This is a genomic window from Lelliottia sp. F153, from assembly GCF_002870005.1.
Taxonomy (GTDB): Bacteria; Pseudomonadota; Gammaproteobacteria; order Enterobacterales; family Enterobacteriaceae; genus Enterobacter; species Enterobacter nimipressuralis.
Genome location: NZ_PKFT01000004.1, coordinates 262,215 through 281,660 on the forward strand (window position 1 = coordinate 262,215; position 19,446 = coordinate 281,660).

Below are 19,446 nucleotides of genomic sequence, written 5' to 3' on the forward strand. Positions count from 1 at the left end.
GCTTACTTAATAATGGCCCTTTTGTTACTATCAAAAACCCTTTTTACTGTTAAAGAAGTAATGCCCACTATGACTCAAGTCGCGAAAAAAATTCTGGTAACGTGCGCTCTGCCGTACGCAAACGGTTCAATCCACCTCGGCCACATGCTGGAGCATATCCAGGCTGATGTCTGGGTCCGTTACCAGCGAATGCGCGGCCACCAGGTAAACTTCATCTGCGCGGACGATGCTCACGGCACGCCAATTATGCTGAAAGCACAGCAATTGGGGATCTCCCCGGAGCAGATGATTACCGAAATGAGTCAGGAGCATCAGACTGATTTTGCTGGCTTTGACATCAGCTATGATAACTATCACTCGACGCACAGCGACGAGAACCGCGAGCTGTCGGAGCTTATCTACACCCGCCTGAAAGAGAACGGTTTTATCAAAAACCGCACCATCTCTCAGCTGTACGATCCGGAAAAAGGCATGTTCCTGCCGGACCGTTTTGTGAAAGGCACCTGTCCGAAGTGTAAATCCCCGGATCAGTACGGCGATAACTGCGAAGTGTGCGGCGCGACCTACAGCCCGACCGAGCTTATTGAGCCGAAATCCGTGGTGTCCGGCGCGACGCCTGTCATGCGCGACTCCGAACACTTCTTCTTCGATCTGCCGTCCTTCAGCGAAATGCTGCAGGCGTGGACCCGCAGCGGCGCGCTGCAGGAGCAGGTGGCGAATAAAATGCAGGAGTGGTTCGAATCCGGTCTGCAGCAGTGGGATATCTCCCGCGATGCGCCGTACTTCGGTTTCGAAATCCCGAACGCGCCGGGCAAATATTTCTACGTCTGGCTGGATGCGCCAATCGGCTACATGGGTTCCTTCAAGAACCTGTGCGACAAGCGCGGCGACACTCAGAGCTTCGAAGAGTACTGGAAAAAAGACTCCGACGCCGAGCTGTACCACTTCATCGGCAAAGACATCGTCTATTTCCACAGCCTGTTCTGGCCTGCGATGCTGGAAGGCAGCGGTTTCCGTAAGCCAACCAACCTGTTCGTGCACGGCTACGTGACGGTGAACGGCGCGAAGATGTCCAAATCACGCGGCACCTTCATTAAAGCCAGCACCTGGCTGAACCACTTCGACGCCGACAGCCTGCGCTACTACTACACCGCGAAGCTCTCTTCCCGCATCGACGATATCGACCTGAATCTGGAAGATTTCGTGCAGCGCGTGAACGCAGACATCGTGAATAAAGTGGTCAACCTGGCGTCCCGTAACGCGGGCTTTATCGCCAAGCGTTTCGACGGCGTAATGGCAGCTGAACTGGCCGATCCAGAACTGTATAAAACCTTTACCGACGCGGCCGTCACTATCGGCGAGGCGTGGGAAGCGCGCGAGTTCGGTAAAGCAGTGCGCGAAATCATGGCTCTGGCCGATCTGGCAAACCGCTATGTGGACGAGCAGGCACCGTGGGTTGTCGCGAAGCAGGAAGGCCGCGATGCGGATCTGCAGGCGATCTGCTCCATGGGCATCAACCTGTTCCGCGTGCTGATGACCTACCTGAAGCCGGTTCTGCCGCAGCTGACGGAACGTGCAGAAGCCTTCCTGAACACCGAGCTGACCTGGGATGCTATCCAGCAGCCGCTGCTCAGCCATAAAGTGAACACCTTCAAAGCGCTGTATAACCGCATTGAGATGAAACAGGTTGAAGCGCTGGTTGAAGCGTCGAAAGAAGAGGTGAAAGCCGCCGCTGCGCCAGTCACTGGCCCGCTGGCAGACGATCCGATTCAGGAAACAATCACTTTTGATGATTTCGCCAAAGTTGATATGCGCGTTGCGTTGATTGAAAACGCGGAGTTCGTTGAAGGCTCTGACAAACTGCTGCGCCTGACGCTGGATCTGGGCGGTGAGAAACGTAACGTCTTCTCTGGCATTCGCTCTGCGTATCCGGACCCGCAGGTGCTGATCGGTCGCCAGACGGTGATGGTCGCCAACCTTGCGCCGCGCAAAATGCGCTTCGGCATCTCGGAAGGGATGGTGATGGCCGCCGGTCCTGGCGGGAAGGATATCTTCCTGTTAAGCCCGGATGACGGGGCGAAACCGGGTCAGCAGGTGAAATAAACAAAAAAGCCGGAGCGTTCTCCGGCTTTTTTTATGCCTTGTTTACCGGCTCCCGGCCTACAAAGCGTAGCGTAACGCCAACAAACTTAGGCTGACGGCTTCGCGCTATGCACACGGTGAGTCAGCCCGCGCAGGAAGTAACGCATAAACTGATCGCCGCACTCACGGTAGTTCTTATGATCCGGCGCGCGCATCATGGCGGTGATTTCCGGCATCGACACGCGGAATTTTTGCTCGGTCATGATCGCCAGCACATCGTCAGATTTGAGGGAAAACGCGATACGCAGTTTTTTCAGCACGATGTTGTTATTCACGCGACGCTCAGGCGACAGCACCGGGGCAGACTCATCCTTGCCGCGTTTATCGTAAATCAGGCCATTCAAAAACGAAGAGAGAATGATATCCGGGCAGCGAACAAAGCCCTCTTCGTCCTCTTTGGTGATCCAGCTGGCGATATTCGCCGGCGTGGTCTCGACCTCGGCCAGCGCCAGAATACGAACCAAATCGTTATTGTTGGATTTCAGGATGTAGCGCACGCTACGAAGAATATCGTTACTTAACATAGAGCCTTCAGCTGTCGGTGATGCGATGGGGCGCAGTGTACCAGTTTTACAGTCCAATCGCCTCTTTCAGGCTCTTCAGATAGCGCCGACTCACCGGCACCGTCTGCCCGGCACGCAGCACCAGCTCCGCCTGACCGTTCTCTTCAAGACGAATTTCTTTCAGATGCGCCATGTTCACCAGATACTGGCGGTGACAGCGGATCAGCGGCGTACGGCTCTCCAGCGTGCGCAGCGTCAGCTCTGTAAAGCCCTCCTTGCCTTCAGCGCTGGTGACGAACACCCCGCTCATGCGGCTGCTGACAAACGCCACGTCGTCCATCTGCAACAGGTAGATGCGGCTATGGCCGGTACAGGGGATAAATTTCAGCGCCTGCTGGTTTTCCGGCAGAAGCGAAACGTCCTGCACGCTGCGCTCCTGGCGCAGGCGGTTGAGGGTTTTCTCCAGCCGCTTCTCTTCGATGGGTTTTAGCAGATAATCGAACGCATGCTCTTCAAACGCTTTCACCGCATATTCATCAAACGCCGTCAGAAAAACGATGTACGGACGATGCTCCGGGTCGAGCATTCCGACCATCTCCAGGCCGCTAATGCGCGGCATCTGGATATCGAGAAACAGCACGTCAGGGCGCAATTTATGCACCGCACCAATGGCTTCGATGGCGTTGGCGCACTCTCCCACCACCTCAATGTCGCTCTGTTCCTGCAACAGAACCCGCAGGTTTTCCCGCGCTAACGGCTCATCATCGACAATCAGCACTCTTAGCATGCGTTTTCCTCCAGGGGCAATCGTAAGGTAATACGGGTAAAACTGTCCGGCTCGCAGTCGACGGTGATACCGCAATCATCACCGAAATGCGCGCGCAGACGTTTGTCGACCAGGCTCATCCCCAGCCCGCCCGACTCGGCGCCAGGCTGATAAAGCCCGGCGTTATCTTCAATGTCCAGCACCAGATGGTGATTAAAACGGCTGGCAGAAATATGGATTTCGCCGGTGCCCAGCAGCTGCGAGGTGCCGTGTTTAATGGCATTTTCCACAATCGGCTGCAGGGTAAACGCCGGGAGATGCTGATGGGCCAGTTCGTCCGGCACGGACAGTGACACCTGCAGTCTCGACTGGAATCGCGCCTTTTCGATTTGCAGATAGGCATTCACATGTTCGATCTCATCGGCGAGGGTCACAATCTCTGAAGGGCGCTTCAGGTTTTTGCGGAAAAAGGTCGACAGAAACTGCACCAGCTGCGTCGCCTGATCGCTGTCGTGGCGGATCCCCGCCTTGAGCGTGTTCAGCGCATTAAACAGAAAATGCGGATTCACCTGGGCGTGCAGGAGTTTGATTTCCGACTGTGTCAGCAGCGCCTTTTGCCGCTCGTACTGCCCCGCCAGGATTTGCGCCGACAGCAGCTGGGCGATCCCCTCCCCCAGCGTGCGGTTGATGGAGCTGAACAACCGGTTCTTGGCTTCGTAGAGCTTAATCGTCCCCATCACCCGCTGATTCTCACCGCGCAGCGGGATCACCAGCGTTGAGCCGAGTTTGCACTGCGGGTGCAGCGAGCAGCGGTACGGCACTTCATTCCCGTCGGCATACACCACTTCGCCCGTTTCTATGGCGCGCAGTGTATACGTCGAAGAGATCGGTTTGCCGGGCAGATGGTGATCGTCACCGGTGCCGGTAAACGCCAGCAGCCGTTCCCGATCGGTGATCGCCACCGCGCCGATATCCAGCTCCTGATAGAGCACCTGAGCCACTTTCATGCTGTTCTCTTCGTTAAAGCCCTGGCGCAGAATGCCTTCCGTCGAGGCGGCGACCTTAAGCGCCGTGGCCGAGAACGCCGAGGTGTATTTTTCAAACATCGCGCGCTTATCTAACAGGATACGCATAAACAGCGCCGCGCCGACGGTATTGGTGACCATCATCGGCGCGGCGATGCTGCTCACCAGATGCAGAGCATCTTCAAAGGGACGCGCAATCAGCAGGATAATCAGCATTTGCGCCAGCTCTGCCACCAGAGTTATTGCCCCGGCGGTGAGCGGGCTAAAGACTTTATCCGGGCGGCCACGCTTGATCATGTAGCTGTGAACCAGGCCGCCGAGCAGCCCTTCGACAATCGTCGAGATCATGCAGCTCAGGGCCGTCATGCCGCCCATGGAGTAACGATGCAATCCGCCCGTTAACCCGACTAAACCGCCGACCACCGGGCCACCCAGCAGCCCGCCCATCACCGCGCCGATAGCGCGGGTGTTGGCGATCGAGTCTTCAATGTGCAGGCCAAAATAGGTGCCGAGAATGCAGAAAATCGAGAAGGTGACGTAGCAGAGAAGTTTGTGCGGCAGGCGTACCGTCACCTGCATTAGCGGAATGAACAGCCGCGTTTTGCTCATCAGCCACGCGATGACCAGAAAAACGCACATCTGCTGAAGCAGCAGCAACACCAGATTAAATTCGTACATGACCGCAAACCGCACTTTCTAAAAACGCGTAACATACACTGATACACATTAACTTTCTTTGAAGCATTCCAAAAAAGCTGCAATTCGTGCCCGTCATCACATCGTTTAGCGCAAGATATTCCACCCTTCGCATTATTTGTTCAAAAAACGGTCGATTCTTCCTGGTTCGCGAATCAACGACTACAGTTACTCTGGGGATGCGCAAGCCAGGGGGCGAACATGGCGCTTTACACGATAGGTGAAGTGGCACTGCTTTGTGATATCAATCCTGTGACGCTGCGGGCATGGCAGCGGCGGTACGAGCTGCTTAAACCGCAGCGAACGGACGGAGGGCACCGCCTGTTTAACGAGGCGGATATCGATCGCATTCGCGAAATCAAAAGCTGGATCGACAACGGTGTGCAGGTCAGTAAGGTCAAATCGCTCTTATGCGAACACGATCCCGACAGCCTGGCCGAGTGGCGCGAACATCAGGAAACCCTGCTTCGGCTGTTGCAGGCCGGTAACTTTCAACGTCTGCGAACCTGGATCAAGGAGCAGGGTCGGGATTATCCCGCCCAGACGTTAATCGCTCATCTTTTTATACCGCTTCGCCGCCGTCTGCAGTCTCAGCAGCCGGCATTACAGACGCTGCTAAGCATGCTGGATGGCGCGTTAATCAATTACATTTCCGTGTGCCTGTCGACGGCACGCAAGAAGAGCGGAAAGGACGCGCTTGTGGTCGGCTGGAATATTCACGACACCACCCGCTTATGGCTCGAAGCCTGGATCGCCACGCAGCAAGGCTGGCGAGTAGACGTGCTGGCACATTCATTAGCGCAGTTTCGCCCGGAGCTTTTCGAAGGGCAAACCCTGCTGGTCTGGTGCGGAGAAATCCCCACTGCCGCCCAACAGCAGCTTCTGAGCGAATGGCGCGAACACGGCTACCCCGTCATTACCCTCGGCCCGTAAATGTCTTAACGGCATTTAATGGTTCATTAACAGGTGTGCTTCACCGTATAATTGGGCGGTTAACAAAAGGAGCACATTATGAAGGCAACCAAAGTGGCCGTAATTACCCTCTTCGCCTTAATGGCCATCAGCGGCATTGGCGGCGTAATGCTGGCTGGCTACTCATTTATCGTACGTGGCGGTGTCGGCTGAGATACTGCGCCAGCCGTTCAAATCCGCGATCAACCACGATCGCCGCCAGCGCAACCAGCACCGCGCCCTGCACAATATAAGCCGAGTTAAACCCGCTCAGGCCGATAATGATCGGCGTGCCTAAGGTATTGGCTCCGACCGTTGAGGCAATGGTCGCCGTCCCGATATTGATAATTACCGACGTGCGCACACCCGCCAGAATCACCGGCGCGGCAAGCGGCAGCTCAACTTTACGCAGACGCTGCCCCGCACTCATCCCCATGCCTTCCGCCACGCTGCTCACCGCCGCCGGAACCGCTGTCAGCCCGGCCAGCGTCGCCTGTAAAATCGGCAGGACGCCGTACAGAATCAACGCAATGATCGCCGGTTCCTGACCAAAACCGATCACCGGCACCGCAATCGCCAGCACCGCCACCGGCGGGAATGTCTGCCCGATAGCGGCAATGGTCTCCACCAGCGGGCGAAACTCTCGGCCCGCCGGGCGCGTCACCGCAATCCCGGCCCCGACGCCGATCACAATCGCCACAGCGCTTGAAATCCCCACCAGCCAGAAATGGGCCAGCGTCAGGCTGATAAAACTCTCCTGCAGATAAACGGGGCGCGGGAGGCCTGGAAACAACGCGCCAAACAGCCCGCCGCTGTAGGGCATCAGCCACAGCAGCGCGACAAACAGCAGCACCAGCCACAGGAGCGGATCACGTAGCCATTTCACGTTCCACCTCCCCGGCCAGTAAATCGCGAAAATGCAGGGTGCCGCAGGGCGCGCCGTGCTCATCGACCACCGGTAACACCTCGCACTGCCGCGCGACAAACGCAGAGAGCGCATCGCGCAGGCTCATTTGTGCCTGAAGGGGTTCGCCGTTAACGGCAGGATCTTCCCGGCGCAGATACTCCCCGACCGTGCGCAGCGACAGCAGGCGTACGCCCAGTTCGCTGCGGCCAAAGAATTCGCGCACAAAATCCGTCGCCGGATGGGTTAACAGCTCAAGCGGCGTCCCCTGCTGCACCACTTCGCCGTTGTCCATCAAAACCAGGCGGTCGGCGAGGCGCAGGGCTTCGTCGATATCGTGAGTCACCAGAATAATCGTGCGTCCCAGAATGCGGTGGATGCGGGTCATCTCCGTTTGCAGCGCGCTGCGGGTAACCGGGTCCAGCGCGCCGAAAGGCTCATCCATCAGCAGCACTTCAGGATTCGCGGCCAGCGCGCGCGCCACGCCGACGCGCTGCTGTTGCCCGCCGGAGAGCTGATGCGGATAGCGCTCGCGCAGGGCAGGCTCCAGCCCCAGCAGCGCCATCAGTTCGTCCACGCGATCCGCAATCTTCTGCCGCGACCATTTTTGCAGCTGCGGCACGGTGGCGATATTCTGCGCCACCGTCCAGTGCGGGAACAGGCCGATGGACTGAATGGCGTACCCCATCCGGCGGCGCAGTTCCAGCACCGGCAGGCTGCGGATCTCCTCGCCAGCAAAACGAATTAGCCCGCTATCATGCTCCACCAGCCGGTTGATCATCTTCAGGGTGGTCGATTTTCCCGAGCCGGAGGTGCCGATCAGCACCGAAAAGGCCCCTTCTTCAAAACGCAGATTCAGGTTGCTGACAGCCATCTGCCCGGCAAATTTTTTGTTCACATCGTGAAATTCAATCATCATTTTTCCCCTTCAGCAGGGCCAGCCACAGGGCAAAAAGCGCATCCACCACCACCGCCAGCGCGATGGTAGGAATCACACCGAGTAAGACCAAATCCAGCGCGCTGCTCAGCAGGCCCTGGAATACCAGTGCCCCAAAGCCGCCAGCGCCGATCAGCGCTGCAATCACCGCCATGCCGACGGTTTGCACTGCCACCACCCGCAGGCTGCGCAGCAGCAGCGGCAGTGCCAGCGGCAGTTGGATTTTCCAGAATCGCTGGCGGGCGCTCATCCCCATCGCGCTGGCACTCTCCAGCACTTCAGGGGAAACCTGGCTTAGCCCCGCCAGCACGCCGCGCGCCAGAGGCAGCAGCGCGTACAGCACCAGCGCAATGAGCGCGGGCGTCAGTCCGGTTCCGGCGATACCGAGCGAGGCGAGCGCAGGAAAGCTTTTCACCAGCCCGGCGAGCGGCGCAATCAGCAAGCCGAAGAGCGCCACGGAAGGGATTGTCTGAATCACGTTCAGCACGGTAAATACCGGTCCCTGGCGCGTAGGGTGGCGGTAGCACCACAGGCCGATGGGCACGCCGATAAGCAGCGCAGGCACCAGCGTGCCAAACAGGATAGTCAGATGTTGCAACAGCGCATCGTTAAAAATCTCCTGGCGGTTAGCGTACTCTTTGAGCAGAGAAAGGGTATTCAGTTCGCCGCTGAACAGCAGCGCCAGCGGCAGAACCCAAATCTGCGCGTGGAGCAGCCAGCGCCAGAGCGGGTGTTGCGTCAGACGGCGGATCGCATCGCTACAGGCGAGCAGGCACAGGGCCATCCACAGCCACAGCCCGCTGCCTGCCGAGGTGCGCGCCAGCGGTGTTTCGGCGGTGGCGAGATGCGTCGCCGCCTGCCCGGCACTCCAGGTCAGCAGCACAACTAACGCTTCGCAGAGGATCAGCGTGAAAATGAGCGGCAAGCGCCCACGGCAAAAGGCCAGCACGGCAGCCAGTAGAAGGGACAGGGCCAGCAGGAGGGGCGAAAACGCCCACACCTGCCAGACGGACAGCCCCTCGCCGGACACCAGCCGATTAGGGGCAAAGTTCACAAACGGAAGCGCGCACGCCGCCAGCGCGACAAACGCGAGCAGCAGCAGTACGCGGTTATGACAGGTTATCGGCACAGCATTATCCTGTTACTTCACAAGTCCTTTTTGCTTCAGATAATCTGCCGCCACTTTTTTGGCATCCAGCCCTTCCACCGCTATGCTCGCATTGAGCTGTTGCAGGGTTTTCTCATCGAGAGTTTCAAACACCGGCTTCAGCCAGTCGCCGATCTGCGGATAGGCTTTCAGCACCGCTTCACGCACCACAGGCGTAGGGGCATAGATCGGCTGAACGCCTTTCGGATCGGTCAGGGTTTGCAGACCGAGCGCCGCCACCGGGCCGTCAGTGCCGTAGGCCATCGCCGCATTTACGCCGGAGGTTTTCTGAGCAGCAGCTTTGATCGTCACCGCCGTATCACCGCCCGCGAGCGACAGCAGCTGGCTCTGGTCGAGTTTAAAATCGTAGGCTTTTTCAAAGGCCGGAAGCGCGTCCGGACGTTCGATAAATTCCGCCGAGGCCGCCAGTTTGAAATCGCCCTTCTCTTTCAGATAGCGACTTAGATCGTCAAGAGAGGTCAGCTTGCCTTTCTCAGCGATATCCTTGCGCACGGCGATGGTCCAGGTGTTGTTGGCGGGCGCAGGGGTCAGCCAGATAAGCTTGTTCTGCTCGGCGTCGAGTTTTTTCACTTTCTCGTAGCCTGCGCTGGCATTTTTCCACGCCGCATCGTTTTCATCTTTAAAGAAAAACGCGCCATTACCGGTGTATTCCGGGTAGATATCCAGCTCGCCGGAGGTGATGGCCCCGCGCACCACGGGCGTGGTACCCAGCTGGACTTTATTGACTGTTTTCACCCCGTGGCTTTCCAGCACCTGCAGGATGATATTGCCGAGCAACGCCCCTTCCGTATCGATCTTAGACCCCACCTTTACCGGCTCTGCCGCCTGTAAAGGCAGGCTCAGCGCCGCCAGTAACGCCGCTGAACCCCATATCCCCTTTGTGATTGTCATTCTGCTTTCCTCATTAATTTGCCGCCTTTATCAGGGGCTTGAGAGAAAAGCGTAGCCTAAAATTGAGGAATCATCCTTCTTCCGGCAACCTCAGCGGGACGGTTAGCAGGCTGGCGGCAAAATAGAGCAGCGCGATCACCCACAACGTCCCCTCCGCACCAAACGGCGAAACGCAGAGCGTGACGATAAGTGGACCGGCGAAATTGCTCAGCCCCGACCCAAGATTCAGGCAGGAGATGGCAGCGCCTTTGTTCTCCGGCAGCAGGGACGGAATCAGCGCGCTCAGCGGGCCAAAAGCACCCAGCCCGATGGCGTAAAGGGCCAGAGCCAGAAACAGCGCCGTTTCGCTGTCACCGAACAGTACCGGCGCGTAGCACACCGCCAGCATCGCCAGACCGCACAGGGTGCCGGAGAACCAGGCCACCGTCTTGCGCCAGCCGATGGTATCGCCGAGCCAGCCGAAGAAGTAGTTAGCGAAGATATTGACCACGTTCACCAGCCCCCAGATGGTCAACCACTCGGCGATGCTAAATCCGAAACGCGGCAGGTAGACCGGCATCAGGATCACCAGCGAAAACTTGCCGATATCGTTGATGGTTTTGACGATCACCGCCAGACGCATTTTCGGCTCGCGCACCAGCACCATCATCCCTTCGGCAAAGGCTGCGCCGAGATGCCCGTTGCTTTGCACGTGCGGGCGATCGCGGTTGAGCACCAGCGCGCAGAATGCGCCGAGTGCCACAAAGATAAACCCGCTCAGCAGCGTCGAGGTTTCGCCGATCAGGGGCAGCATCAGGCTTGAGTACCACGGCCCGACGATGGTCATGCCTACGCCAAACGCAATCCAGAACCAGGAGACGGCGCGCCCGAGAATACCTGGCTCGCAGCGCTGGTTAATCCACACCAGAAACGAATAGGCGAACAGCGGATACGCCACGCCGCGCAGGGCGTAGCTCGCCACCATCAGGGGATAATTGCCCTGCGGCAGCGCGTAAGCGATAAAGGGAATTGAACCGATAAAGTAGAACAGCGTCGCCGCCCACATCAGGCGGCGCAGGCCGAGTACGCCCGCCCCTATTCCGGAAAACCACGATACCGCCGCGACACACAGCCCAAACACCGATGACAGCAGGCTGATGTGCATGGCATCAAAACCGCGATGCTGAAGCATCGACGCCAGCCAGCTTTGCTCGATGGTGGCGCCGGTGATAAACAGGAAAATCCCGACAAAGCCCCAGCACAGTTCACGAGGCAATCCCAGCCTGGCCCACAGGCCCTGCTGGATAAATACGCTCTGCTCCGTCATGCCATTTTGTCTCGCAGTGCGCGCACATTCATGCGTTTACGATTCAGATAGCCGACGCTGTTTTCCCCCCAGCAGTGGTCGTACGGCATACCGGTGAGGCTTTCGATCACCGCTTTGTTTTCCGCGCTGACGGTCGCCTTGCTGCCGCCCTGTTTCAGACGCGCCACTTCTTCGTTCAGAATCGCGTGGGTACGGCTGTTGACCTTAAACTGGAACGCCGACCAGATCCCCCACAGCGTCAGTGCGACCGGCAGCACAATCATGATGATTAAAATCATGTTGATGGCCGACTGCGGCTGGGCGTTTTGCCCGGAGACAAACCCGGACATCTGCAGGGCCACGCCGACGAGGAAAATCGACAGGGCCTGCGACGCCTTTCGCAGCAGGCTCATAAAGCCCGCGAAAATCCCCTCGCGACGACGGCAAGTGAGGATCTCATCCACGTCGGCGACAAAGGTGTAGTTATTCCACGGAATAGCGTAGATACCGCCGCGCGCCAGCCCGGCGACCGCCGCACCGACGTACAGCAGGGTCATCCCGCCGGTGCCGCTAAAGTACGCGGACACAAACAGGGCAAACGCCACCAGCGCCATCGTGGCCTGGGTCGCAAAGGCGCGCGACGGGGAGTAGCGCAGGGTCAGCCAGGTGGCAATCCCCACACCAAAGAACTGCAGACCGTTTACGACGCCCAGCAGATTGGAGGCCATTACAGACGAGGTCATCAGGGCGAAGACCACAAAGTAGGTAAAGACCGAGTTAAAAATGTCCTGCGCCACCGAGCCGCCGAGATACATCCCCAGATGCGAGCGGAAGGTTTTGATTTTTAACGTTGAGACGAAATCGTAATAGATATGGTATGCGCGCGTGGCGAATGGCTCTTTTTCGTCGTCTTCGTCGTGGTGCTCATTCTGCTGGATCTCTTCCAGCGAGCGCTCCCAGGTGCCGAAATAGACAAAGAACAGCACAATCATAAAGGAGACGGTGAAAATCGCCCCGGTATAGAAGAAGGAGTCGGAAGAGTCCGGGCCGAAGTACGCCACCAGACGCCCCGGCAGGAACGCCGCCGCAAATCCCGCGAGCTGGGCGATATACATACGGGCGCTGGTCAGTTTTGAGCGCTTTTTGAAATCCGACGTCATCTCAGCCGAGAGCGTGTCGTACGGAATAATGATCATGGTGTAGACGATTTCAAACAGGATGTAGAACAGCAGGTACATCCAGTAGTTGAACCCTTCCACCCACAGCAGGCTGTAGACCGACACCAGCGGAATACTGGCCAGCAGGAAGAAACGGCGACGGCCAAAGCGGCGCCCCAGGCGCGTTTTGTGGAAGTTATCAGAAACGTAGCCGATCACCGGACACATGATCACATCGACAATTCTCGCCACCGCAAACAGGGACCCGGCCTGGATCGGCGTCAGGCCACAAAAGGTGGTTAAGAAAAACAGCAGCCAGGCGCTGACCAGGGTAAAGGCCCCCGAGCCAATCACATCCGCCAGCCCGTAGCACACGTAGTTCCGCAGCTTTATTTCCCGCACTTTTTTGATCATTTTGCACTCCGGATTTTTTCACTATCCCAGCCCGCAGGCAGCGGCGACGGGCGCGTAATGGTGATGGCATGCAGATGCAACCCTTCGACGCCGCAGGCGTAAAGGGCCGGCAGCCCGTGCGGATATAACTCCACGCCGTGAGCGCGCCCGGTTTGCGTATTCACACGATAGGCATTGTCCAGCCCCATTCCGGTCGGGCGCTCTGGGTTACACGGCGGGCGAACGTCGTAGCAGCCCTGTTCATCGGAACGGGAGGCAAGCTGGCTGAACGCCAGGCCGTTGAAGGTGATATCGCGTATCGCACCGGGCGTTTCGCTGTGCAGATTTATCGCCCCCTCCCCCGTCCCGTTCAGGCCCGAGAAGGTGATCTGGCTGATCGTGCCTGGCGTGATGTCCGGCGCGCGATGGCGTACGGAGATAAACACCGGGTCAGCTTTGCCCCAGTGACACGGATGGCCGTGGCGGCAGTCGAAGAGAATGTTGCTGAAGCTCATCTTGCTGAATTGGCCGCCGTCGCGGGAGATCAGGCCGATGCCCCGGTTAGAATCGAAAATCACGCAGTTGCTGACCGTCAGATGGGTGATGTCGGCGAAGGTTTCGGTCCCGACTTTAATTGCGCAGCTTTTGGAGCGAATGATGCAGTTACTGATCGTGACGTTGTAGATAGGCTGCTGGAGTTCGGGCGCTTTGGCCGTGGTCTTCAGGCAGATGCCGTCGTCGGCGGCGCTGAAGTAGCTGTCGCTGATGAGCACATGCTGACAGCTGTCGATGTCCAGCGCGTCGGTGTTAGCCAGCGCCAGATCGTTATCAATGGTGATATTGCGGATGAAAACATGGTTGCAGCTCACCAGATGCGCGGTCCACATCGGCGAGTCGCACAGTGTGATATCCGTCAGCCGTACCTGTTCGCACCCTTCCAGCACCAGCAGGCGTGGGCGCTGGGGTTTTGGCTGACGATACCCCTGGTCATCCATCTCTGCGGCAAACCAGGCCGTGGCGTTGCCGTCGATCCAACCCGCGCCGCCGAGCGTCAGGTTGCGCGCATCGCGGGCGTAGATGAGTGCCATGCGCGACAGCTCGGCTGTGCTCTGGGTTTCTGCGGCGCGGTAATCATCCACATTCTGGCTGGCGAGCAGGCGCGCGCCCGCTTCCAGATGCAGGGTGAAATTCGACGGCAGCACCAGCGTTCCGGTCAGGTAGATGCCTGGCGTGACCACCAGCGTGCCTCCTCCGTTCACGGCAAGCGTATCGATGAGTTCCTGCAGCGCGGTGGTGACGGGGGTCGACCCGCTTCGATCGAGGGAGATGTTTTCTAATGAGAGCTTCATGTGATTACCTGTCAGCTGTGATGTGACAGGCATTACACGGCTTTTCTGCGGCGTGTTTGTGGCGTGTTTACCGGGCTTTTTCGCGAAGAGTGAAGAGAGTCACGCCTGCCGGGTGTGGCGGGAGTGAGTTTTGATCGTCCTCACGATTTCATCTGCGGGATAAAAATGAACTGTGAAAAAGGTCACATTTAACGGCGAGTAAGAGACAAGAAAAGAGGGAATCAAAGCAATCAGGCAGGAAAGGCGCGAAACCTTGCGGGATACGTCACGAAACCCGCACAACGGCGGGTTTCGTCTCTTGTCGTTAAAGCAGGTCGAACTCGCCTTTATTCACTCGCGCAGAGTCCACGCCGATAAAGACGTTAAACTTCCCTGGTTCCGCGTCATATTTCATCTGCTGGTTCCAGAACTTCAGCGCATCGACGTCAATCGGGAAGCTCACGGTTTTGGTCTCGCCCGGCTTCAGGTCAACCTTCTCGAAGCCGCGCAGCTGTTTCACCGGGCGGCTCATGGAGGCCGTCACATCCTGCACGTACATCTGGATGACCGTGGCACCGTCGCGTTTACCGGTGTTGGTCACTTCCACGCTGGCGGTGACTTTGCCGTCACGCTTCAGGGTGGGTGCAGACATTTTCACGTCAGAAACCTTGAAGGTGGTGTAGCTCAGCCCATAACCAAACGGATAAAGCGGACCATTGGCTTCATCGAAATAGCGTGAGGTGTACTTGTTCGGCTTATCGGCGTTGTATGGGCGACCGGTATTCAGGTGGCTGTAGTAAACCGGAATTTGGCCGACTGAGCGCGGGAAGGACATCGGCAGTTTGCCAGACGGGTTGTAATCGCCAAACAGCACATCAGCAATGGCGTTACCGCCCTCGGTCCCGGCGAACCAGGTTTCGAGCAGCGCATCAGCCTGCTGATCCTCTTTCACCAGCGCCAGCGGGCGGCCGTTCATCAGCACCAGCACCAGCGGTTTACCCGTCGCTTTCAGGGCGCTGATCAGATCGCGCTGGCTCTGCGGGAGGGTGATATCGGTACGGCTCGACGCTTCATGGGCCATACCCTGCGCTTCACCGACGACCGCCACCACCACATCAGCCTGTTTCGCCGCGTTGACCGCTTCGTCGATCATCTCTTTCGCCGAACGCGGATCAACCTTCACCGCCTCTTCGTACTGGTTCAGGAAGGTGACGATATCCTTGTCGTTAGTGACGTTAGCGCCTTTGGCGTAAATCACTTTGCCCTTTTCACCCAGCGCATTTTTGATCCCCGTGAGCACGGTGACGGACTGATCGGCCACGCCCGCAGCGGACCAACTGCCCATCACGTCACGCTTGCTGTCGGCCAGTGGGCCAACCACGGCGAGGGTGCCGGATTTTTTCAGCGGCAGCGTTTCGAGACGGTTTTTCAGCAGCACGAGACTTTCGCGCGCCACTTCACGGGCCTCTTTACGATGCAGACGGCTTTCGGCATTGGTATCCGCCGGGTCGGACTCTTTCGGCCCTAAGTGGCTGTACGGATCGTTAAACAGCCCCATGTCATATTTCACGTTCAGCACATGGCGGGTGGCGTCGTCCAGCTCTGCCATGGTTACTTTGCCGGTTTTCACCAGGTCCGGCAGGTATTTGCTGTAATACTCGTCGCTCATGCTCATGTTGATACCGGCTTTGAGCGCCACGCGCACGGCGTCTTCCGGATCGGAGGCGGTGCCGTGTTTGATCAGCTCTTTAATCGCGCCGTGATCGGACACGGTAATGCCTTTAAAGCCCCACTGGTCGCGCAGTACGTCTTTCAGCAGCCAGGAATCGGAGGTCGCCGGGGTACCGTTGAGGGAGTTCAGGGCCACCATCACCGCGCCGCTGCCCGCGTCCAGCCCGGCTTTGTAAGGCGGCATGTAGTCGTTGAACAGGCGCTGCGAGCTCATGTCGACGGTGTTGTACTCTTTCCCGCCCTCTACCGCGCCGTAGGCGGCAAAGTGTTTGACGCTGGTCATCACCGAGTAGCGATCCGCCGGGCTTTTGCCCTGCATCGCTTCGACCATGGTTTTGCCGAGGGTGGCGGTTAAATAGGTGTCTTCACCAAAGCCTTCTGAGGCACGGCCCCAGCGCGGATCGCGCGAGACGTCGACCATCGGCGCCCAGGTCATGTTCAGACCGTCATCGGCGGCTTCATAGGCCGAAATGCGCCCGACGGTTCTGACCGCATCCAGGTTAAAGGAAGAGGCTAAACCGAGGCTAATCGGGAAGACGGTACGCTGGCCGTGGACCACGTCGTAGGCGAAGAAAAGCGGAATTTTCAGGCGGCTGAGCTGCATCACCTGGTCCTGCATTTTGCGGATATCTTCGCGGGTGACAGTGTTAAAAATCGCCCCGACCTGGCTCTCCTTGATCATCTCGCGGATCGCCTCTTTCGGGTTATCCGGCCCGACACTGATGAGACGCAGCTGGCCGATTTTTTCATCGACCGTCATTTTGGTGAGCAAGTCCGTGACGAAGGCGTCGCGGGCTTCCGGGGTTAATGGGTGGTTGCCAAACAGATCTTCAGCCAGCGCGGGTTGCAGCGCCAGGCTTACTGCGACAGCTACAGAACAAAGCCATTTCATGTGTTGTACTCTCTCATCATTAACCGCCGGAAAACTCGGCCAGACCGTGCGAAAAGCGCAGTGTGCCACAAACCCTTTCAACCTTGCAGGGTTATTCTCTGATTTTTCTCATGAATACTTGTTCGCTTAACAGTTAATCGCGCTATGCTTTACAGCGAGAAATTTGCCCCACCACAAGGAGTGGAAGATGACTTCTGTTCGCACACAAAATAACAACACTTTTATTAACGAACTGTCTCGCCTGGTCGGTCACTCACACCTGCTGACGGACCCGGAAAAAACCGCCCGCTATCGCAAGGGCTTCCGTTCCGGCCAGGGTGAAGCGCTGGCGGTAGTCTTCCCCGGCACGCTGCTGGAGCTGTGGCGTGTGCTGAGCGCCTGCGTTAACGCCGACAAAATCATTCTGATGCAGGCGGCCAATACCGGCCTGACGGAAGGCTCGACGCCAAACGGCAATGATTACGACCGGGATATCGTCATTATCAGCACCCTGCGTCTCGATAAACTGCATCTGCTGGACAAAGGTGAGCAGGTGCTGGCCTATCCTGGCACGACCCTTTATTCGCTGGAAAAAGCGCTCAAGCCGCTGGGTCGCGAGCCGCACTCGGTGATTGGCTCCTCCTGCATTGGCGCGTCGGTGATCGGCGGGATCTGCAACAACTCCGGCGGGTCGCTGGTGCAGCGCGGCCCGGCGTACACGGAAATGTCCCTGTTTGCACGCATTGATGAGAACGGAAAATTACAGCTGGTGAATCATCTGGGGATCAACCTGGGTGTCACGCCGGAGCAGATCCTGAGCAAGCTCGACGATGAGCGCGTGAACGACGCCGACGTGCAGCACGATGGCCGTCACGCCCACGATCACGATTACGTCGAACGCGTGCGCGACATTGAAGCCGATACCCCGGCGCGCTATAACGCCGATCCGGATCGTCTGTTTGAATCTTCCGGCTGCGCGGGCAAACTCGCGGTGTTTGCCGTACGTCTGGACACCTTCCCGGCGCAGAAAAATCAGCAGGTCTTTTATATCGGCACCAACCAGCCGGAAGTGCTGACCGAGATCCGTCGTCATATTCTGGGCGAGTTCACAAATCTGCCGGTCGCGGGTGAGTACATGCATCGCGATATTTACGATATCGCCGAGCGCTACGGCAAAGACACCTTCCTGATGATCGACAAGCTCGGCACCGACAAAATGCCGTTCTTCTTTACGATGAAAGGCCGCGCCGACGCCATGCTTGGCAAAGTGTCCCTGTTCAAACCGCACTTCACCGATCGCTTTATGCAGAAGCTGGGCACGGCTTTCCCGGCGCACCTGCCGCCGCGCATGAAGAGCTGGCGCGATAAGTACGAACACCACCTGCTGCTCAAAATGTCGGGCGACGGGATTGCCGAGGCGCAAATCTGGCTGGCGGAATACTTTAAAACAGCCGAGGGCGATTTCTTTGCCTGTACGCCGGAAGAAGGCAACAAGGCGTTCTTGCACCGCTTCGCCGCGGCGGGCGCCGCGATTCGCTATCAGGCGGTTCACGCCGACGAAGTGGAAGATATTCTGGCGCTGGATATCGCCCTGCGTCGTAACGATACGGAGTGGTTTGAACACCTGCCGCCGGAAATCGACAGTAAGCTGGTGCATAAGCTCTACTACGGCCACTTTATGTGCCACGTTTTCCACCAGGATTACATCGTCAAAAAAGGCGTTGATGCGCATGCCCTGAAGGAGCAGATGCTCGAACTGCTGCGCGCGCGCGGGGCACAATACCCAGCCGAACATAACGTCGGGCACCTGTATGAAGCGCCAGAAACGCTTAAACGTTTTTATCGCGAGAATGACCCGACAAACAGCATGAATCCCGGCATTGGTAAGACGACGAAGCATAAATACTGGAAAGAAGCGGTCCAGACAGAGCGCGACGAGACGCAACCCTCTGATCAAACACTATAGCCACACTGAAATTATTGTTAAGCCAGTAACAATCGTACTAGAGTAATCTCACCCCGCCGGAGAACCGCTTCTCCGGCTTTTTTTTCCTGAGGAGCCCGCTCATCATGTCGGCCGTTGATATCCTGTCCGCTTCCGAAGTCGAGGTGCGCGACGCCCAACCTGACGACGTACATGCCATTGCCGCGATCTACGCCTGGCATGTGCTTAACGGGCGTGCATCGTTTGAAGAAGTTCCCCCCACCATCGAAGAGATGCGCCAGCGCATGAGCACGATTGCCGCCGAAGGGTTGCCGTGGCTGGTGGCGCTCTATCGCGGGGTGGTGGTGGGATACTGCTATGCGGCGCTGTATCGCGCGCGCCCTGCCTATCGCTATACGCTTGAAGAGTCGATCTATGTGGATGCCAGCGCCACCGGACGTGGTTTTGGCAGCTCGCTGATGGATGCCCTGATTGAACGTTGTGAGCAGGGTCCGTGGCGGCAGATGATTGCCGTGGTCGGCGACGGGCATAACAATGCCGGTTCAATTCGGCTGCATAAAAAGCATGGGTTCGAGGTGGCCGGGCAGTTAAGAAGCGTGGGCTATAAGAAGGGAAACTGGCGGGATACGCTGATTATGCAGCGCCCCCTGAACGACGGTGACTGGACGCTGCCGGAGTAATTCGCGAGGCAAAACGTTTTGCCGGGCAGCACTGCGCCTGCCCGGCCTGCAAACCGTGGATTCACCTGCCTCA

General features: G+C 57.9%; 16 protein-coding genes. 5 read left to right on the forward strand and 11 right to left on the reverse strand.

All coding sequences use genetic code 11. The annotated features are described in order from the left end of the window. Positions 1–69: 69 nt before the first annotated feature. Positions 70–2,103: a methionine--tRNA ligase gene (gene metG, locus F153LOC_RS13265; RefSeq protein ID WP_102104116.1), complete on the forward strand. Its 2,034-nt coding sequence runs from the start codon at positions 70–72 to the stop codon at positions 2,101–2,103. An 86-nt stretch (positions 2,104–2,189) separates the two neighbouring features. Here the strand turns inward: metG and F153LOC_RS13270 are convergent, their stop codons facing one another. The 3 genes from F153LOC_RS13270 to F153LOC_RS13280 are packed head-to-tail and all read right to left on the reverse strand — an operon-like array spanning position 2,190 to position 5,114. Next, the gene (locus F153LOC_RS13270) at positions 2,190–2,666 is read right to left on the reverse strand and encodes a DUF1456 family protein (RefSeq protein ID WP_100779555.1); all 477 of its coding nucleotides are present in this window, start codon (positions 2,664–2,666) and stop codon (positions 2,190–2,192) included. 46 nt (positions 2,667–2,712) lie between these two features. Further along, complete coding sequence (gene btsR, locus F153LOC_RS13275) at positions 2,713–3,432, reverse strand: two-component system response regulator BtsR (RefSeq protein WP_100779554.1); 720 nt, start codon at positions 3,430–3,432, stop codon at positions 2,713–2,715. Beyond that, on the reverse strand, positions 3,426–5,114 hold the full coding sequence (locus tag F153LOC_RS13280) for a sensor histidine kinase (protein ID WP_102104117.1): 1,689 nt from the start codon (positions 5,112–5,114) through the stop codon (positions 3,426–3,428). The genes btsR and F153LOC_RS13280 overlap by 7 nt, the downstream gene beginning before the upstream one ends. A gap of 219 nt (positions 5,115–5,333) precedes the next feature. On the opposite strand from F153LOC_RS13280, the gene mlrA reads away from it, so the two are divergent. Together mlrA and F153LOC_RS13290 are read left to right on the forward strand one after the other, a co-directional pair. After that, positions 5,334–6,065: an HTH-type transcriptional regulator MlrA gene (gene mlrA, locus F153LOC_RS13285; RefSeq protein ID WP_100779552.1), complete on the forward strand. Its 732-nt coding sequence runs from the start codon at positions 5,334–5,336 to the stop codon at positions 6,063–6,065. Between the two features lie 78 nt (positions 6,066–6,143). Further along, a complete protein-coding gene (locus F153LOC_RS13290) occupies positions 6,144–6,257 on the forward strand; it encodes a protein YohO (protein WP_100779551.1) in 114 nt (37 codons plus the stop codon). Here the strand turns inward: F153LOC_RS13290 and F153LOC_RS13295 are convergent. The 8 genes from F153LOC_RS13295 to bglX form a co-directional block, all read right to left on the reverse strand. Further along, positions 6,232–6,969 carry an ABC transporter permease gene (locus tag F153LOC_RS13295; RefSeq protein WP_102104118.1) on the reverse strand — a complete coding sequence of 246 codons (738 nt, stop codon included), beginning with the start codon at positions 6,967–6,969 and terminating at the stop codon, positions 6,232–6,234. The genes F153LOC_RS13290 and F153LOC_RS13295 overlap by 26 nt on opposite strands. Then, complete coding sequence (locus F153LOC_RS13300) at positions 6,953–7,903, reverse strand: ABC transporter ATP-binding protein (RefSeq protein ID WP_102104119.1); 951 nt, start codon at positions 7,901–7,903, stop codon at positions 6,953–6,955. Before F153LOC_RS13300 ends, F153LOC_RS13295 begins: the two co-directional genes overlap by 17 nt. Next, positions 7,896–9,053, reverse strand: coding sequence for an ABC transporter permease (locus F153LOC_RS13305; RefSeq protein ID WP_102104120.1), 1,158 nt, complete (start codon positions 9,051–9,053; stop codon positions 7,896–7,898). The genes F153LOC_RS13300 and F153LOC_RS13305 overlap by 8 nt, the downstream gene beginning before the upstream one ends. Positions 9,054–9,065: 12 nt before the next feature. After that, a complete protein-coding gene (locus F153LOC_RS13310) occupies positions 9,066–9,983 on the reverse strand; it encodes an ABC transporter substrate-binding protein (RefSeq protein WP_100779547.1) in 918 nt (305 codons plus the stop codon). 70 nt (positions 9,984–10,053) lie between these two features. Then, entirely contained in the window at positions 10,054–11,289 is a 1,236-nt protein-coding gene (locus tag F153LOC_RS13315; RefSeq protein WP_102104121.1) for an MFS transporter, read from the reverse strand. After that, the gene (locus F153LOC_RS13320) at positions 11,286–12,839 is read right to left on the reverse strand and encodes an MFS transporter (protein WP_102104122.1); all 1,554 of its coding nucleotides are present in this window, start codon (positions 12,837–12,839) and stop codon (positions 11,286–11,288) included. Before F153LOC_RS13320 ends, F153LOC_RS13315 begins: the two co-directional genes overlap by 4 nt. Continuing rightward, the gene (locus F153LOC_RS13325) at positions 12,836–14,167 is read right to left on the reverse strand and encodes a glycoside hydrolase family 28 protein (protein WP_102104123.1); all 1,332 of its coding nucleotides are present in this window, start codon (positions 14,165–14,167) and stop codon (positions 12,836–12,838) included. Before F153LOC_RS13325 ends, F153LOC_RS13320 begins: the two co-directional genes overlap by 4 nt. 304 nt (positions 14,168–14,471) lie before the next feature. After that, positions 14,472–16,769 carry a beta-glucosidase BglX gene (bglX, locus tag F153LOC_RS13330; protein ID WP_102104124.1) on the reverse strand — a complete coding sequence of 766 codons (2,298 nt, stop codon included), beginning with the start codon at positions 16,767–16,769 and terminating at the stop codon, positions 14,472–14,474. Between the two features lie 187 nt (positions 16,770–16,956). Between bglX and dld the strand changes: the two genes are divergently transcribed. Then, positions 16,957–18,714 (forward strand): D-lactate dehydrogenase, encoded by a 1,758-nt coding sequence (gene dld, locus F153LOC_RS13335; protein WP_102104125.1) that lies wholly within the window; start codon positions 16,957–16,959, stop codon positions 18,712–18,714. Positions 18,715–18,818: 104 nt separating this feature from the next. Next, on the forward strand, positions 18,819–19,373 hold the full coding sequence (locus F153LOC_RS13340; RefSeq protein ID WP_102104126.1) for a GNAT family N-acetyltransferase: 555 nt from the start codon (positions 18,819–18,821) through the stop codon (positions 19,371–19,373). Positions 19,374–19,446 lie beyond the last annotated feature (73 nt).

Excerpts from the sequence above, each read along its gene's own strand:
- F153LOC_RS13325 (WP_102104123.1), bottom strand. The coding sequence starts at position 14,167 with ATGAAGCTCTCATTAGAAAACATCTCCCTCGATCGAAGCGGGTCGACC.
- F153LOC_RS13310 (WP_100779547.1), bottom strand. The coding sequence starts at position 9,983 with ATGACAATCACAAAGGGGATATGGGGTTCAGCGGCGTTACTGGCGGCG.
- F153LOC_RS13340 (WP_102104126.1), top strand. The coding sequence starts at position 18,819 with ATGTCGGCCGTTGATATCCTGTCCGCTTCCGAAGTCGAGGTGCGCGAC.
- F153LOC_RS13315 (WP_102104121.1), bottom strand. The coding sequence starts at position 11,289 with ATGACGGAGCAGAGCGTATTTATCCAGCAGGGCCTGTGGGCCAGGCTG.
- mlrA (WP_100779552.1), top strand. The coding sequence starts at position 5,334 with ATGGCGCTTTACACGATAGGTGAAGTGGCACTGCTTTGTGATATCAAT.
- dld (WP_102104125.1), top strand. The coding sequence starts at position 16,957 with ATGACTTCTGTTCGCACACAAAATAACAACACTTTTATTAACGAACTG.
- bglX (WP_102104124.1), bottom strand. The coding sequence starts at position 16,769 with ATGAAATGGCTTTGTTCTGTAGCTGTCGCAGTAAGCCTGGCGCTGCAA.
- F153LOC_RS13320 (WP_102104122.1), bottom strand. The coding sequence starts at position 12,839 with ATGATCAAAAAAGTGCGGGAAATAAAGCTGCGGAACTACGTGTGCTAC.
- F153LOC_RS13280 (WP_102104117.1), bottom strand. The coding sequence starts at position 5,114 with ATGTACGAATTTAATCTGGTGTTGCTGCTGCTTCAGCAGATGTGCGTT.
- F153LOC_RS13270 (WP_100779555.1), bottom strand. The coding sequence starts at position 2,666 with ATGTTAAGTAACGATATTCTTCGTAGCGTGCGCTACATCCTGAAATCC.
- F153LOC_RS13290 (WP_100779551.1), top strand. The coding sequence starts at position 6,144 with ATGAAGGCAACCAAAGTGGCCGTAATTACCCTCTTCGCCTTAATGGCC.
- btsR (WP_100779554.1), bottom strand. The coding sequence starts at position 3,432 with ATGCTAAGAGTGCTGATTGTCGATGATGAGCCGTTAGCGCGGGAAAAC.
- metG (WP_102104116.1), top strand. The coding sequence starts at position 70 with ATGACTCAAGTCGCGAAAAAAATTCTGGTAACGTGCGCTCTGCCGTAC.
- F153LOC_RS13300 (WP_102104119.1), bottom strand. The coding sequence starts at position 7,903 with ATGATTGAATTTCACGATGTGAACAAAAAATTTGCCGGGCAGATGGCT.